Genomic DNA, 13,895 nt, shown 5'->3' with positions numbered 1-13,895 from the left:
CATCAAATGATCGATTATGAAGTATTGCGTTTTATATGGTGGCTGCTGGTCGGTATTCTGCTGATCGGTTTTGCGGTCACGGATGGTTTCGACATGGGCGTGGGCATGCTCACCCGTTTCCTCGGTCGTAATGACACCGAGCGTCGAATCATGATCAACTCCATCGCCCCGCACTGGGACGGTAACCAGGTGTGGCTGATCACCGCAGGCGGCGCGCTGTTCGCGGCCTGGCCGATGGTCTACGCGGCTGCGTTCTCCGGCTTCTACGTGGCGATGATTCTGGTGCTGGCCTCTTTGTTCTTCCGTCCGGTAGGCTTCGACTACCGTTCCAAGATTGAAGACACCCGCTGGCGCAACATGTGGGACTGGGGCATCTTTATCGGTAGCTTCGTCCCACCGCTGGTGATTGGCGTGGCGTTCGGTAACCTGCTGCAGGGTGTACCGTTCCACATCGACGAGTACATGCGTCTTTACTACACCGGTAACTTCTTCCAGCTGCTGAACCCGTTTGGTCTGCTGGCGGGCGTAGTGAGTGTGGGAATGATCATTACTCAGGGCGCGACGTATCTGCAGATGCGTACCGTTGGCGAACTGCACCTGCGTTCTCGTGCAACGGCGCAGGTTGCTGCACTGGTGACGCTGGTCTGCTTCGCACTGGCCGGCGTCTGGGTGGTGTACGGTATTGATGGCTACGTGATTACGTCTGCTATTAACCACGCTGCACCGTCTAACCCGCTGACCAAAGAAGTTGCGCGTCAGGCAGGTGCCTGGCTGGTGAACTTCAACAATACACCTGCTCTGTGGGCTATCCCGGCGCTGGGCGTAGTGCTGCCGCTGCTGACGATGCTGATGTCTCGTCTGGAAAAAGGCGCAATGGCGTTTGTGTTCTCTTCACTGACCCTGGCGTGCATCATCCTGACTGCCGGTATCGCGATGTTCCCATTCGTTATGCCGTCCAGCACCATGATGAATGCTAGCCTGACCATGTGGGATGCAACATCCAGCCAGCTGACGCTGAACCTGATGACGTATGTCGCTTGTGTATTCGTACCGATTATCCTGCTCTACACCAGCTGGTGTTACTGGAAAATGTTCGGTCGTATTACTAAAGAAGATATCGAGAGCAACACTCATTCCCTGTACTAAGTAAGGAGCTGAATATGTGGTATTTCGCATGGATTTTAGGGACGCTTCTTGCCTGTGCATTTGGCATCATCACCGCCCTGGCGCTTGAGCACGTTGAAGCGACTAAAACGGGTGAAGAAAAACACTAATGAACATTATCGCAACGTTATATGCGGTAATGGATAAGCGCCCGTTAAGGGCGCTTTCTTTAGTGATGGCATTACTGCTGGCAGGTTGTATTTTCTGGGACCCGTCGCGCTTTGCGGCAAAGACCAGCGAGCTGGAAATCTGGCACGGCTTCCTCATTATGTGGGCTGTCTGTGCAGGCGTCATTCACGGCGTGGGCTTTCGTCCGAAAGCGCTTCACTGGCAGGGGATCTTTTGCCCGCTGATTGCCGACCTCGTACTTCTCGCAGGCCTGATTTTCTTCTTCTCCTGAATAAGAAATGTCCTATAACGATATGGGCTTACCCGAGCCCATAAAAATTTACTCTCCGTTTACTTTCTCCCATTCCAAACCATCATTCCCGCGCGTATAGTAGCGAAGTTTGAAAGCTCCAACTTTTCTTGTATTACCAGGATGTAAAGTGAATACAACGCTGTTTCGATGGCCGGTTCGTGTCTACTACGAAGATACCGATGCCGGTGGTGTGGTCTACCACGCCAGCTACGTTGCTTTTTATGAACGGGCACGCACAGAGATGCTGCGCCATCATCACTTTAGCCAGCAGGTGCTGTTGGCTGAGCGAGTTGCCTTTGTGGTACGCAAGATGACGCTTGAGTATTTTGCGCCTGCCAGACTCGACGATATGCTCGAAGTCCAAACTGAAATTACATCGATGCGCGGGACCTCACTGGTTTTCACGCAGCGGATAGTCAATGCAGAGAACACCGTACTGAACTCAGCTGAAGTACTGATTGTCTGTGTTGATCCAACCATAATGAAGCCTCGTGCGCTTCCTAAGTCTATTGTCGCGGAGTTTAAGCAGTGACTGACATGAATATCCTTGATTTGTTCCTGAAGGCAAGCCTTCTGGTTAAACTTATCATGTTGATTTTGATTGGTTTTTCAATCGCATCCTGGGCAATCATCATCCAGAGAACGCGTATCCTCAATGCAGCAGGCCGCGAAGCCGAAGCGTTTGAAGATAAGTTCTGGTCGGGTATTGAGCTTTCACGTCTGTATCAGGAAAGCCAGGGGCGCCGTGATAATCTTTCAGGCTCCGAACAAATATTTTACAGCGGTTTCAAAGAGTTCGCGCGTTTGCATCGTGCGAATAATCATGCGCCGGAAGCGGTTGTTGAAGGTGCGTCGCGTGCGATGCGCATTTCCATGAACCGTGAGCTGGAAACCCTTGAAACGCATATCCCATTCCTGGGTACCGTTGGTTCCATCAGCCCGTATATCGGCCTGTTTGGTACGGTCTGGGGGATCATGCACGCCTTTATCGCACTGGGTGCGGTGAAGCAGGCGACGTTGCAGATGGTTGCACCGGGTATCGCAGAGGCACTGATTGCAACCGCTATCGGTCTGTTTGCAGCAATTCCGGCAGTTATGGCCTATAACCGTCTGAACCAGCGCGTGAACAAACTGGAACTGAACTACGACAACTTTATGGAAGAGTTCACAGCGATTCTGCACCGTCAGGCGTTTACCAGCACCGAGAGCAACAAGGGGTAAACCATGGCCAGATCGCGTGGACGAGGTCGTCGCGAGCTCAAGTCCGAAATTAATATCGTTCCGCTGCTGGACGTACTGTTGGTACTGCTGCTGATCTTTATGGCGACAGCCCCCATCATTACCCAGAGCGTGGAAGTGGATCTGCCGGATGCGACAGAGTCACAGGCGGTAAGCAGCAATGACGATCCTCCGGTCATCATTGAGGTTTCCGGCGTAGGGCAGTACAGCGTAGTGGTAGAGAAAGATCGTATGGATCAGCTGCCGCCTGAGCAGGTTATTGCAGAAGCGCAACGACGCCTGGAGTCAAATCCGAAAACGGTCTTCTTGATCGGGGGTGCGAAAGACGTACCGTACGATGAAATTATTAAAGCGCTGAACTTGCTACATAGTGCGGGCGTTAAGTCGGTTGGCTTAATGACTCAGCCTATTTGATCATCTGCGTAGTTTTTGGGAACCGATAGTGTCAAAGGCAACCGAACAGAACGACAAGCTTAAGCGAGCGATAATCGTCTCCGCAGTGCTGCACGTTATTCTTTTTGCAGCGCTGATCTGGAGTTCGTTCGACGAGCACATTGATGAATCTGCGGGCGGCGGTGGGGGATCTTCCATCGACGCCGTCATGGTGGATCCCGGTGCAGTATTGCAGAACTATAATCGTCAGCAACAGCAGCAGGCGAGCTCAAAACGCGCTGAAGAGCAGCGTGAAAAACAGGCGCAACAGCAGGCGGAGGAGCTGCGTGAAAAGCAGGCCGCAGAGCAGGAACGTCTGAAGCAGCTTGAGAAAGAACGTTTACAGTCGCAGGAAGCGGCAAAAGAGCAGGCTGAGCAGCAGAAGCAGGCTGAAGCTGCCGCTCAGAAAGCGCAGGAACAGCAAAAGCAGGCGGAAGAGGCGGCAGCAAAAGCTGCGGCAGACGCGAAAGCGCAGGCTGATGCCCAGGCGAAAGTTGCGGCCGACGCCGCGAAAAAAGCCGCTGCGGATGCCAAAAAAGTTGCCGAGGCTGAAGCCGTGAAGAAAGCAGCCGCTGACGCACAGAAGAAAGCTGAGGCAGAAGCTGCAAAGAAAGCTGCTGCTGATGCTCAGAAGAAAGCCGAAGCAGAAGCCGCGAAGAAAGCCGCTCAGGAAGCAGAGAAGAAAGCTGCTACCGATGCTGCGAAGAAAGCGGCTGCTGCAGAGAAGGCCGCAGCAGAAAAAGCCGCCGCCGCGGAAAAAGCCGCAGCTGATAAAAAAGCTGCAGCTGAGAAAGCCGCTGCCGATAAGAAAGCGGCTGCTGAAAAAGCTGCAGCGAAAAAAGCTGCTGCCGCTGAGAAAGCCGCTGCTGCCGCAGGCGTTGACGACCTGCTGGGCGACCTGAGCTCGGGTAAGAATGCACCGAAAACGGGCGGTGGAGCGAAAGGGAGTAATGCAGCCCCGGCTGGAAGTGGTAACACTAAGAACAATGGTGCCTCTGGCGCTGAGATCAACGACTACAAGAACCAGATTGCTGCGGCGATATCCAGCAGACTTAACGATAAATCATTGTATACAGGGAAAACATGCAGACTGCATATTAAACTGCATACTGATGGTACCGTGCTGAGCGTTGAGTCAGAAGGGGGCGATGACGCGTTATGCCAGGCTGCGCTTGTGGCGGTGAATCAGGCGAAGCTGCCGAAGCCACCAACTCAGGCCGTTTATGAGGTATTTAAAGACGCCTCGCTGAACTTTAAGCCGTAAGCAGAACGGTAACGATAACCGTTACCGGGTTCTGATAGTGTTGTGTATTTGAGTTTGTTAACCTTCTGCTAAATTATCCAGGGCTGATTGTTCGGATAAGGGAGATATGATGAAGCAGGCATTACGATTAGCATTTGGCTTTTTAGTCCTGTTGACTGCAACAGTGCATGCAACAGTAAGCATCGACATTACCGACTGGAACGACTCGGCGCGTCCAATCGGTGTTGTTCCGTTCCAGTGGGCTGGCCCGGGTGCGGCGCCTGAAGATATCGGCGGCATCGTTGCGGCTGACCTGCGTAACAGCGGCAAATTTAACCCATTAGATCGCTCTCGTCTGCCACAGCAGCCGGGCACCGCGCAGGAAGTACAGCCTGCTGCGTGGTCTGCGCTGGGCATTGATGCCGTCGTTGTCGGTCAGGTTACCCCTGCACCAGACGGTGGCTACAACGTGGCTTACCAGCTGGTGGATACCGGCGGTGCGCCAGGTACCGTTCTGGCTCAGAACACCTATAAAGTGAACAAGCAGTGGCTGCGTTATGCTGGCCACACGGCAAGTGACGAAGTGTTTGAGAAGCTGACCGGTATTAAAGGCGCGTTCCGTACCCGTATCGCTTACGTTGTGCAGACCAACGGCGGCCAGTTCCCGTATGAGCTGCGCGTATCGGATTACGATGGTTACAACCAGTTCACCGTTCATCGTTCACCGCAGCCGCTGATGTCTCCGGCGTGGTCTCCTGACGGTTCTAAACTGGCCTACGTCACCTTCGAAAGCGGCCGCTCTGCGCTGGTTATCCAGACGCTGTCTAACGGTGCCGTGCGTCAGGTTGCGTCGTTCCCACGTCACAACGGTGCGCCTGCGTTCTCGCCGGATGGATCTAAACTGGCCTTTGCGCTGTCTAAAACCGGTAGCCTGAACCTGTACGTAATGGACATCGGTTCTGGTCAGATTCGTCAGGTCACGGATGGTCGCAGCAACAACACCGAACCAACCTGGTTCCCGGACAGCCAGAACCTGGCCTTTACGTCCGACCAGGCCGGCCGTCCACAAGTTTATAAAGTGAATGTCAACGGCGGAGCGCCGCAGCGTATTACCTGGGAAGGTTCTCAGAACCAGGATGCTGACGTGAGTGCCGATGGTAAAACGATGGTAATGGTCAGTTCTGCGGGTGGTCAGCAGCACATTGCCAAACAAGATCTGGTAACGGGTGGCGTGCAAGTTCTCTCGTCAACGTTCCTGGATGAAACGCCAAGTCTGGCACCTAACGGCACTATGGTAATCTACAGCTCTTCTCAGGGGATGGGATCTGTGCTGAATCTGGTTTCTACAGATGGGCGTTTCAAAGCGCGTATTCCGGCAACTGATGGACAGGTAAAATCACCTGCCTGGTCGCCGTATCTGTAAATAATAATTAATTGATTACTAAAGGAATCATAGAAATGCAACTGAACAAAGTGCTGAAGGGGCTGATGATCGCTCTGCCTGTAATGGCAATCGCAGCGTGTTCTTCTAACAAGAACGCAAGCAATGACCAGAGCGGCGAAGGCATGATGGGTGCCGGCACCGGTATGGACGCTAACGGCAATGGCAACATGTCATCTGAAGAGCAGGCGCGTCTTCAGATGCAGCAGCTGCAGCAGAACAACATCGTTTACTTCGATCTGGATAAATACGACATCCGTTCTGACTTCGCTGCAATGCTGGATGCTCACGCTAACTTCCTGCGTAGCAACCCGTCTTACAAAGTCACCGTAGAAGGTCACGCGGACGAACGTGGTACTCCAGAGTACAACATCTCCCTGGGTGAACGTCGTGCTAACGCTGTTAAAATGTACCTGCAGGGTAAAGGCGTTTCTGCTGACCAGATCTCCATCGTTTCTTACGGTAAAGAAAAACCTGCAGTACTGGGTCACGACGAAGCGGCTTACTCCAAAAACCGTCGTGCCGTACTGGTTTACTAAGAGAATTGCATGAGCAGTAACTTCAGACATCATCTGATGAGTCTGTCGTTACTGGTTGGAATAGCGGCCCCCTGGGCCGCTTTTGCTCAGGCACCAATCAGTAGTGTCGGCTCAGGCTCGGTAGAAGACCGGGTCACTCAACTCGAGCGTATTTCTAACGCTCACAGTCAGCTTTTAACCCAACTCCAGCAACAACTTTCCGATAACCAGAACGATATTGATTCTCTCCGCGGTCAGATTCAGGAAAGTCAGTATCAGTTAAACCAGGTTGTGGAGCGTCAGAAGCAAATTTTGCTGCAGATGGATAGCCTGAACAGCGGTGGTGCAGCAGCACAGCCTGCAGCAGGCGACCAAAGCGGTGCAGCGACAGCTACGCCTGCTCCAGCAGGGGATGCTTCTGCCTCGACAGGAGCGCCTGTACAGAGCGGTGACGCGAATACGGACTACAACGCGGCCATTGCCCTGGTGCAGGACAAATCGCGTCAGGACGATGCTATCACTGCGTTCCAGAACTTCGTGAAGAAGTACCCTGATTCTACTTACCAGCCAAATGCAAATTATTGGCTCGGTCAGCTGAATTACAACAAGGGTAAAAAGGACGATGCGGCGTTTTATTTTGCCTCCGTGGTGAAAAATTTCCCGAAATCGCCAAAGGCGCCTGACGCGATGTTCAAAGTCGGCGTGATCATGCAGGACAAAGGTGACACTGCGAAAGCCAAAGCGGTTTACCAGCAGGTCGTCACAAAATTCCCGGGTACCGAAGGTGCCAAACAGGCGCAAAAACGTCTGAGTTCGATGGGATGATTACCGCATGACCAGAAATCGTGTTATTTCTGGTCGTGCAGCATGATTACTAAGCAGTTAAGTGATCTTCCTCGAAATTTTTGTTGCGTAGAATTCTTAAATCAGTAATATATGCCGCCGTTGCCACGGGATATCAAACAACGTGAAAACAGCGTAAAAGTGGGTCGTTAGCTCAGTTGGTAGAGCAGTTGACTTTTAATCAATTGGTCGCAGGTTCGAATCCTGCACGACCCACCACTTAACGCAAAACCGGTAGTACAGAGTGGGTGATTAGCTCAGTTGGTAGAGCATCTCCTTTACACGGAGGGGGTCGGCGGTTCGAGCCCGTCATCACCCACCACTCGGGTCGTTAGCTCAGTTGGTAGAGCAGTTGACTTTTAATCAATTGGTCGCAGGTTCGAATCCTGCACGACCCACCAATTTTAATGTCTTACTCAGATATTAAACGTGAAGGATAACGTTGCTTTAGCAACGGCCCGAAGGGCGAGGCAAAGCCGAGTCATCCTGCACGACCCACCACTTTTAAAGTGGAACCGAGTAAAAATCTTCGAAGTCAGCACCCGAATGGGTCGTTAGCTCAGTTGGTAGAGCAGTTGACTTTTAATCAATTGGTCGCAGGTTCGAATCCTGCACGACCCACCACTTCGAAGAAAAAAATCCCGCAAGGGGTCGTTAGCTCAGTTGGTAGAGCAGTTGACTTTTAATCAATTGGTCGCAGGTTCGAATCCTGCACGACCCACCAATGTAAAAAAGCGCCCTAAAGGCGCTTTTTTGCTATCTGAAGTTTCAGAAACCTCTCCTGTAGGTCGGGTAAGGCGAAGCCGCCACCCGACAAATGCTAACCGCACCTATTTCCGGTGACATTTCCACTGATATTCGCTATCTTGTTTAGTATACAAAACACAATTGCCGTCCGTTTTGCTTTGTTGCGCAAAATAAAGGCAATAATGTTAAGCCAGTAAAACGAGATGCCATGATGAGTGTGATGTTCGATACTGAAGCCGCGATTTATCCTTTCCCGCCAAAACCCGTCCCGCTAAGCCAGGACGAAAAACAGTTCTACCGTGAGAAAATTAAGCGCCTTCTTAAAGAGCGCGACGCCGTAATGGTGGCGCATTACTACACCGACCCGGAAATCCAGCAGCTTGCTGAAGAGACCGGTGGCTGTATTTCTGACTCTCTGGAAATGGCGCGCTTCGGTGCGAAGCATCCCGCGTCGACGCTGCTGGTTGCTGGCGTGCGTTTTATGGGCGAAACGGCAAAAATTCTCAGCCCTGAAAAAACCATTCTGATGCCGACGCTCAACGCGGAATGTTCCCTCGACCTCGGCTGCCCCATTGATGAGTTCACCGCATTTTGCGATGCCCATCCTGACCGCACCGTGGTGGTCTATGCCAATACCTCTGCCGCGGTAAAAGCGCGTGCGGACTGGGTGGTGACCTCCAGCATCGCCGTTGAGCTGATCGAACACCTGGACAGCCTGGGGGAAAAAATCATCTGGGCGCCGGATCGCCACCTGGGAAATTACGTGCAAAAGCAGACCGGTGCGGATGTGCTGTGCTGGCAGGGCGCCTGTATCGTTCACGATGAGTTCAAGACTCAGGCATTGACCCGCATGAAAGGGCTCTACCCTGAGGCCGCTATTCTCGTGCATCCGGAATCCCCCCAGTCGATTGTTGATATGGCTGATGCCGTAGGGTCAACCAGCCAGCTTATCACTGCCGCGAAAACGCTGCCGCACAGGCAGCTCATCGTGGCCACCGACCGCGGGATCTTCTACAAGATGCAGCAGGCCGTGCCGGAAAAAGAGCTTCTCGAAGCACCTACTGCAGGTGAGGGGGCAACGTGCCGCAGCTGCGCCCACTGTCCCTGGATGGCCATGAACGGCCTGAAAGCGATTGCAGAGGGGTTGGAAACCGGTGGTATGGCGCATGAAATCCATGTGGATGCTGCCCTGCGTGAAGGCGCGTTAATTCCGCTTAACCGCATGCTGGATTTTGCGGCTACACTACGTACTTAATTCGATACGTCTGGGGAAAAGATGGATTTTTTTAGCACACAGAACATCCTTGTTCATATACCTATTGGCGCGGGTGGATATGATCTGTCATGGATTGAAGCGATAGGCACGCTGGCGGGGTTACTCTGCATCTGGCTGGCGAGCCTTGAGAAGATCGGTAATTACGCGTTCGGGCTGATTAACGTCACGCTGTTTGCGATTATCTTCTTCCAGATACAGCTTTATGCCAGCCTGCTTTTGCAGCTGTTCTTCTTTGTTGCGAATATATACGGCTGGTACGCCTGGTCCAGACAGAACGGTCAGCAGGAGGCGGAACTGCAGATCCGCTGGCTGCCGCTGCCGAAAGCCATCGCCTGGCTAACTGCCTGCGTGGTTGCGATCGGATTCATGACCGTCTTTATCAATCCGGTCTTTGCTTTCCTGACCCGCATTGCCGTGTGGGTTATGTCAGCGGTCGGTTTGAACGTGACAATGCCTGAACTCCAGCCTGACGCCTTCCCGTTCTGGGATTCCTGCATGATGGTGCTGTCGATTGCAGCGATGATCCTGATGACCCGTAAATACGTTGAAAACTGGCTGCTGTGGGTCGTCATTAACGTTATTAGCGTGGTGATTTTCGCGCTGCAGGGGGTCTATGCGATGTCGCTCGAGTATCTGCTGCTGACCTTCATTGCCCTGAACGGTAGCCGCATGTGGATTAACAGCGCGCGTGAGCGGGGCTCTCGCGCGCTGTCCCGCTAGTGATGGTGGTGATGTGAATGGCCAGACTGCGCCTCGTTCAGGTAGCAGTCTGGCCCGTGACAGGACTGATACTCCATCTGTATGGTCGAGTGCGCAATGTCATAGTGGTGTTCAAGAAAGTGCTGAATGCGCTCAAGAAGCGCATCGTGGTCATGGGGCGGGATCACCTGCACATGCAGCGTCATGATCGGTCTTTCGCCCACCAGCCAGACGTGAACGTGATGAACGTTACGCACCTCCGGGATTGAGCGGCACAGATTACGTTTCAGCTCACCGATATCCAACGCAGCGGGCGCGCCCTCGAGGAGCTCGTTGACGCTCTCCTTCAGCAGCTGCCAGGCACTTCGCAATACAAGACAGGAAACCAGCACTGACAAAATGGGGTCGATTGGCGTCCAGCCGGTGCCCAGGATAACCAGGGCTGCCACAATGGCGCCCACGGAGCCGAGGAGATCGCCCAACACATGCAGTGCTGCCGCGCGCACGTTCAGGTTCTTCTCGCTGCTTCCACGATGCAAAATCCAGAACGACAAAATATTGGCCAGCAGGCCGGCAATGGCGATGGCCATCATTGTCCACCCGGCAATGGGCTGCGGGTGCCTGAAGCGCTGGACGGCCTCCCAGACGATGAGAATGGTGATCAACACCAGGGCGATGGCGTTAACGAAGGCGGCAAGGGTCGTGAGCCTGAGCCAGCCAAACGTGTGGCGAGCATTAGGGGGACGGCGGGCAAACTGAACCGCTAACAGTGCGAAGAGCAGCGCGGCCGCGTCGGTAAGCATATGCCCGGCATCGGCCAGCAGGGCCAGAGAGCCGGAGAGTAAACCACCGATAACCTCAACGACCATAAAGACTGCGGTGACGCCAAATGCCAGCATCAGCCGTTTTGCGTTGTCATCGCCGGGTGTGTCCGCGTGTGAATGGGTGTGCGCCATATCTGATTCCCTGATTGGTTAATATCCTGAGTGTAGCGTTTTTAATGGCTTAAATAAAAAAGGAGAGCACAGGCTCTCCTTTATTCACAGCACCAGTGCGTTACTGCGTAGTGCCGTCCGTTTTGGTATCGGCATCGTTACCCACTTTGTCATTTGGGTTCGGGCATTTACCGTCTTTACACACCGAGTTTTTGTGCACTTCATCGGTGGTCATGCCGTCATGATTCAGGGTGCCTGAATCGGTCCCGTCCGGGTGCAGCATCGAGCCGCCGGTATTGGTATTACCCGTGTTGATCTTGCTGTTATCAACGTTATTCGGGGCAATATTCTGTTTTGCATCCGGGGCCACCTGGCCTGCTTCAGCAGCGGCATTGGCATCGCCGTTGCTGCCGGAAGAGTTTGCGTCGGCCGCAAGAGCGCTACCGCTCGCCAGGGTAAGGGTTGCTGTCAGGAAGAGAGTTGCCAGTTTCGTCATTTTCATCATGGTGCTCCTGTTCTGGTCGTTATGCTGGATAACATTTTCCAACAGTGCATCTCGTGCAGTGGCGAAAGATTCCACCATTCAGACTTATGTCAGTATGGAATCGCGTTTAAGCAATGAAAGTTGGTTGTTACACTTAAAAAGCTTAGAGCAGATCTCATTTTTCGCTATTTTGTGGCGTTTTTTAGCTGAATTCCAGGAATTATCTGCGCGAAGTGTAAAACCGTGTTTACACTTTTGAGCCGACAAGTTAGATTGAAAGGATTGCTTTCATTACTAAAGATATGGCAGAGCTGGAAAGAAGATGAATTATCAGAATGACGATTTACGCATTAAAGAGATCAATGAGTTATTACCCCCAGTAGCACTCCTTGAGAAATTCCCCGCCACTGAAAATGCTGCAAATACGGTGTCTCATGCCCGCAAAGCGATCCACAAGATCCTCAAAGGCAATGACGATCGTCTTCTGGTGGTGATTGGGCCTTGCTCCATCCACGATCCTGCTGCAGCCAAAGAGTACGCTGCCCGTCTGCTTACGCTGCGCGAAGAGCTGAAGGGCGAGCTGGAAATCGTCATGCGCGTTTATTTCGAAAAGCCGCGTACCACCGTGGGCTGGAAAGGGCTAATCAACGATCCACACATGGATAACAGCTTCCAGATCAACGACGGCCTGCGCATTGCGCGTAAGCTGCTGCTGGAAATTAACGACAGCGGCCTGCCCGCTGCCGGTGAATTCCTCGATATGATTACGCCACAGTACCTGGCTGACCTGATGAGCTGGGGGGCAATCGGCGCGCGTACCACGGAATCTCAGGTTCACCGTGAGCTGGCTTCTGGCCTCTCCTGTCCGGTTGGCTTTAAAAACGGTACGGACGGCACCATTAAAGTCGCTATTGACGCGATCAACGCCGCAGGCGCGCCGCACTGCTTCCTTTCTGTGACCAAGTGGGGCCACTCGGCGATTGTTAACACCAGCGGTAACGGTGATTGCCATATCATTCTGCGCGGCGGGAAAGAGCCAAACTACAGCGCTAAACACGTTGCGGAAGTGAAGACGGGTCTTGAGAAAGCCGGCCTGCAGCCACAGGTCATGATCGATTTCAGCCATGCTAACTCCAGCAAGCAATTCAAAAAGCAGATGGAAGTCGGCACCGATGTTTGCCAGCAAATCGCAGGGGGTGAGCAGGCGGTGATTGGGGTGATGATTGAAAGCCACCTGGTTGAAGGCAATCAGAATCTGGAAGGCAGCGAACCGCTGGTTTACGGTAAGAGCGTGACCGATGCCTGCATCGGCTGGGACGATACCGACACGCTGCTGCGCCAGCTGGCGAATGCGGTAAAAGCGCGCCGCGGCTGAGTTCTGAAGCACAAATAAAAAAGCGCGGAATGCTCCGCGCTTTTTTTATTACTCGCGAAAACTTATTTCGCTTTACCCTGGTTCGCTACTGCCGCCGCTTTAGCAGCGATTTCGTCAGCGTTACCGAGGTAGTAGTGTTTGATTGGTTTGAAGTTTTCATCGAACTCATACACCAGCGGTACGCCAGTTGGGATGTTCAGTTCGAGGATCTCGTCTTCGCCCATGTTGTCCAGGTACTTCACCAGCGCACGCAGGGAGTTACCGTGTGCAGCCACGATGACGCGCTCGCCGCTTTTCAGACGTGGCAGAATGGTTTCGTTCCAGTATGGCACAACGCGGTCGATGGTCAGCGCCAGGCTTTCAGTCTGAGGCAGTTCAGCATCGGTCAGTTTTGCATAACGCGGATCGTGGCCCGGGTAGCGCTCGTCATCTTTGGTCAGCTCTGGTGGGGTCACAGCAAAACCACGACGCCACTGCTTAACCTGCTCGTCACCGTATTTTTCAGCGGTTTCCGCTTTGTTCAGACCCTGCAGCGCACCGTAGTGACGCTCGTTCAGTTTCCAGGATTTCTCAACCGGCAGCCATGCCTGATCCAGTTCGTCCAGAACGTTCCACAGCGTGTGGATGGCACGTTTCAGCACAGAGGTGTAAGCAAAATCAAAGCTGAAGCCTTCTTCCTTCAGCAGTTTACCTGCCGCTTTTGCTTCGCTTACGCCTTTCTCGGACAGATCAACGTCGTACCAACCGGTAAAGCGGTTTTCGTTATTCCACTGGCTTTCGCCGTGGCGCACCAGAACCAGCTTAGTAATAGCCATTTCTTACTCCTCAAGCATTTTGAATGATAACAATTCTCATTATATTGCTCTGACTGTGCCAGCAGCAACGCTTAACCCTAACCATAGCGAAAATAGTTGCGGAGTGTAAGATGCTTGTGAATTCAGGGTTATGATTTTGTCTTCGATCGGCGCTATTTTCAGCAAGACGAGCAGAAAAAAGCCCTCGTTCTGAGGGCTGGCGTCTATTACCGGATGGCACTTCGCTTATCCGGCCTACGGGTAGGCCCGTGCAAGCGTAGCGC

16 protein-coding genes and 5 tRNA genes are annotated in these 13,895 nt (G+C 53.0%); 18 read left to right on the top strand and 3 right to left on the bottom strand.

Features of this window, described 5'->3' with window-relative positions; translation table 11 throughout:
- Window positions 1-6: 6 nt before the first annotated feature.
- The 17 genes from cydB to pnuC all read left to right on the top strand — a co-directional run bounded on the left by cydB (window position 7) and on the right by pnuC (window position 10,044).
- Window positions 7-1,146, top strand: a complete 1,140-nt coding sequence (cydB, locus tag D5067_RS16120) for a cytochrome d ubiquinol oxidase subunit II (protein ID WP_119935041.1) — start codon at window positions 7-9, stop codon at window positions 1,144-1,146.
- Between the two features lie 14 nt (window positions 1,147-1,160).
- Entirely contained in the window at window positions 1,161-1,274 is a 114-nt protein-coding gene (gene cydX / locus D5067_RS16115) for a cytochrome bd-I oxidase subunit CydX (protein ID WP_119935040.1), read from the top strand.
- On the top strand, window positions 1,274-1,564 hold the full coding sequence (gene ybgE / locus D5067_RS16110; protein ID WP_119935039.1) for a cyd operon protein YbgE: 291 nt from the start codon (window positions 1,274-1,276) through the stop codon (window positions 1,562-1,564). Before cydX ends, ybgE begins: the two co-directional genes overlap by 1 nt.
- Window positions 1,565-1,712: 148 nt before the next feature.
- The gene (ybgC, locus tag D5067_RS16105; RefSeq protein WP_003858593.1) at window positions 1,713-2,117 is read left to right on the top strand and encodes a tol-pal system-associated acyl-CoA thioesterase; all 405 of its coding nucleotides are present in this window, start codon (window positions 1,713-1,715) and stop codon (window positions 2,115-2,117) included.
- Window positions 2,114-2,806 carry a Tol-Pal system protein TolQ gene (gene tolQ / locus D5067_RS16100; RefSeq protein WP_089598919.1) on the top strand — a complete coding sequence of 231 codons (693 nt, stop codon included), beginning with the start codon at window positions 2,114-2,116 and terminating at the stop codon, window positions 2,804-2,806. The genes ybgC and tolQ overlap by 4 nt, the downstream gene beginning before the upstream one ends.
- Before the next feature lie 3 nt (window positions 2,807-2,809).
- A complete protein-coding gene (gene tolR, locus D5067_RS16095) occupies window positions 2,810-3,238 on the top strand; it encodes a colicin uptake protein TolR (protein WP_119935038.1) in 429 nt (142 codons plus the stop codon).
- Between the two features lie 28 nt (window positions 3,239-3,266).
- Complete coding sequence (tolA, locus tag D5067_RS16090; RefSeq protein ID WP_119935037.1) at window positions 3,267-4,520, top strand: cell envelope integrity protein TolA; 1,254 nt, start codon at window positions 3,267-3,269, stop codon at window positions 4,518-4,520.
- A 109-nt stretch (window positions 4,521-4,629) separates the two neighbouring features.
- The gene (tolB, locus tag D5067_RS16085) at window positions 4,630-5,922 is read left to right on the top strand and encodes a Tol-Pal system beta propeller repeat protein TolB (protein ID WP_119935036.1); all 1,293 of its coding nucleotides are present in this window, start codon (window positions 4,630-4,632) and stop codon (window positions 5,920-5,922) included.
- Window positions 5,923-5,957: 35 nt separating this feature from the next.
- Complete coding sequence (gene pal / locus D5067_RS16080) at window positions 5,958-6,479, top strand: peptidoglycan-associated lipoprotein Pal (protein WP_003858578.1); 522 nt, start codon at window positions 5,958-5,960, stop codon at window positions 6,477-6,479.
- A 9-nt stretch (window positions 6,480-6,488) separates the two neighbouring features.
- The gene (gene cpoB / locus D5067_RS16075) at window positions 6,489-7,283 is read left to right on the top strand and encodes a cell division protein CpoB (RefSeq protein ID WP_119935035.1); all 795 of its coding nucleotides are present in this window, start codon (window positions 6,489-6,491) and stop codon (window positions 7,281-7,283) included.
- Between the two features lie 161 nt (window positions 7,284-7,444).
- Window positions 7,445-7,520: transfer RNA gene (locus tag D5067_RS16070), tRNA-Lys, on the top strand.
- 27 nt (window positions 7,521-7,547) lie between these two features.
- Window positions 7,548-7,623, top strand: a tRNA-Val gene (locus tag D5067_RS16065).
- Window positions 7,624-7,626: 3 nt separating this feature from the next.
- A tRNA-Lys gene (locus D5067_RS16060) sits at window positions 7,627-7,702 on the top strand.
- A gap of 147 nt (window positions 7,703-7,849) precedes the next feature.
- Window positions 7,850-7,925, top strand: a tRNA-Lys gene (locus D5067_RS16055).
- A gap of 24 nt (window positions 7,926-7,949) precedes the next feature.
- A tRNA-Lys gene (locus D5067_RS16050) sits at window positions 7,950-8,025 on the top strand.
- Between the two features lie 234 nt (window positions 8,026-8,259).
- Entirely contained in the window at window positions 8,260-9,303 is a 1,044-nt protein-coding gene (nadA, locus tag D5067_RS16045) for a quinolinate synthase NadA (protein ID WP_119935456.1), read from the top strand.
- A 21-nt stretch (window positions 9,304-9,324) separates the two neighbouring features.
- Entirely contained in the window at window positions 9,325-10,044 is a 720-nt protein-coding gene (pnuC, locus tag D5067_RS16040) for a nicotinamide riboside transporter PnuC (RefSeq protein ID WP_119935034.1), read from the top strand.
- Here the strand turns inward: pnuC and zitB are convergent.
- Window positions 10,041-10,979 (bottom strand): CDF family zinc transporter ZitB, encoded by a 939-nt coding sequence (gene zitB / locus D5067_RS16035; RefSeq protein WP_119935033.1) that lies wholly within the window; start codon window positions 10,977-10,979, stop codon window positions 10,041-10,043. The two genes, pnuC and zitB, sit on opposite strands and share 4 nt — an antisense overlap.
- Window positions 10,980-11,079: 100 nt before the next feature.
- Window positions 11,080-11,460, bottom strand: coding sequence for a protein YbgS (locus tag D5067_RS16030; protein ID WP_119935032.1), 381 nt, complete (start codon window positions 11,458-11,460; stop codon window positions 11,080-11,082).
- Between the two features lie 304 nt (window positions 11,461-11,764).
- On the opposite strand from D5067_RS16030, the gene aroG reads away from it, so the two are divergent.
- Window positions 11,765-12,817 (top strand): 3-deoxy-7-phosphoheptulonate synthase AroG, encoded by a 1,053-nt coding sequence (gene aroG, locus D5067_RS16025; protein WP_119935031.1) that lies wholly within the window; start codon window positions 11,765-11,767, stop codon window positions 12,815-12,817.
- Between the two features lie 62 nt (window positions 12,818-12,879).
- On the opposite strand, the gene gpmA is transcribed toward aroG, so the two are convergent.
- Window positions 12,880-13,632 carry a 2,3-diphosphoglycerate-dependent phosphoglycerate mutase gene (gene gpmA, locus D5067_RS16020; RefSeq protein ID WP_119935030.1) on the bottom strand — a complete coding sequence of 251 codons (753 nt, stop codon included), beginning with the start codon at window positions 13,630-13,632 and terminating at the stop codon, window positions 12,880-12,882.
- Window positions 13,633-13,895: the final 263 nt, after the last annotated feature.

It is taken from the genome of Enterobacter huaxiensis, assembly GCF_003594935.2.
GTDB classification, from domain to species: Bacteria; Pseudomonadota; Gammaproteobacteria; order Enterobacterales; family Enterobacteriaceae; genus Enterobacter; species Enterobacter huaxiensis.
Note: the sequence above shows the minus strand (reverse complement) of the source record. Positions and strands in the feature narration are given on the sequence as shown.

Excerpts from the sequence above, each read along its gene's own strand:
- cydB (WP_119935041.1), top strand. The coding sequence starts at position 7 with ATGATCGATTATGAAGTATTGCGTTTTATATGGTGGCTGCTGGTCGGT.
- cydX (WP_119935040.1), top strand. The coding sequence starts at position 1,161 with ATGTGGTATTTCGCATGGATTTTAGGGACGCTTCTTGCCTGTGCATTT.
- ybgE (WP_119935039.1), top strand. The coding sequence starts at position 1,274 with ATGAACATTATCGCAACGTTATATGCGGTAATGGATAAGCGCCCGTTA.
- tolR (WP_119935038.1), top strand. The coding sequence starts at position 2,810 with ATGGCCAGATCGCGTGGACGAGGTCGTCGCGAGCTCAAGTCCGAAATT.
- tolB (WP_119935036.1), top strand. The coding sequence starts at position 4,630 with ATGAAGCAGGCATTACGATTAGCATTTGGCTTTTTAGTCCTGTTGACT.
- pal (WP_003858578.1), top strand. The coding sequence starts at position 5,958 with ATGCAACTGAACAAAGTGCTGAAGGGGCTGATGATCGCTCTGCCTGTA.
- cpoB (WP_119935035.1), top strand. The coding sequence starts at position 6,489 with ATGAGCAGTAACTTCAGACATCATCTGATGAGTCTGTCGTTACTGGTT.
- nadA (WP_119935456.1), top strand. The coding sequence starts at position 8,260 with ATGAGTGTGATGTTCGATACTGAAGCCGCGATTTATCCTTTCCCGCCA.
- pnuC (WP_119935034.1), top strand. The coding sequence starts at position 9,325 with ATGGATTTTTTTAGCACACAGAACATCCTTGTTCATATACCTATTGGC.
- zitB (WP_119935033.1), bottom strand. The coding sequence starts at position 10,979 with ATGGCGCACACCCATTCACACGCGGACACACCCGGCGATGACAACGCA.
- D5067_RS16030 (WP_119935032.1), bottom strand. The coding sequence starts at position 11,460 with ATGAAAATGACGAAACTGGCAACTCTCTTCCTGACAGCAACCCTTACC.
- aroG (WP_119935031.1), top strand. The coding sequence starts at position 11,765 with ATGAATTATCAGAATGACGATTTACGCATTAAAGAGATCAATGAGTTA.
- gpmA (WP_119935030.1), bottom strand. The coding sequence starts at position 13,632 with ATGGCTATTACTAAGCTGGTTCTGGTGCGCCACGGCGAAAGCCAGTGG.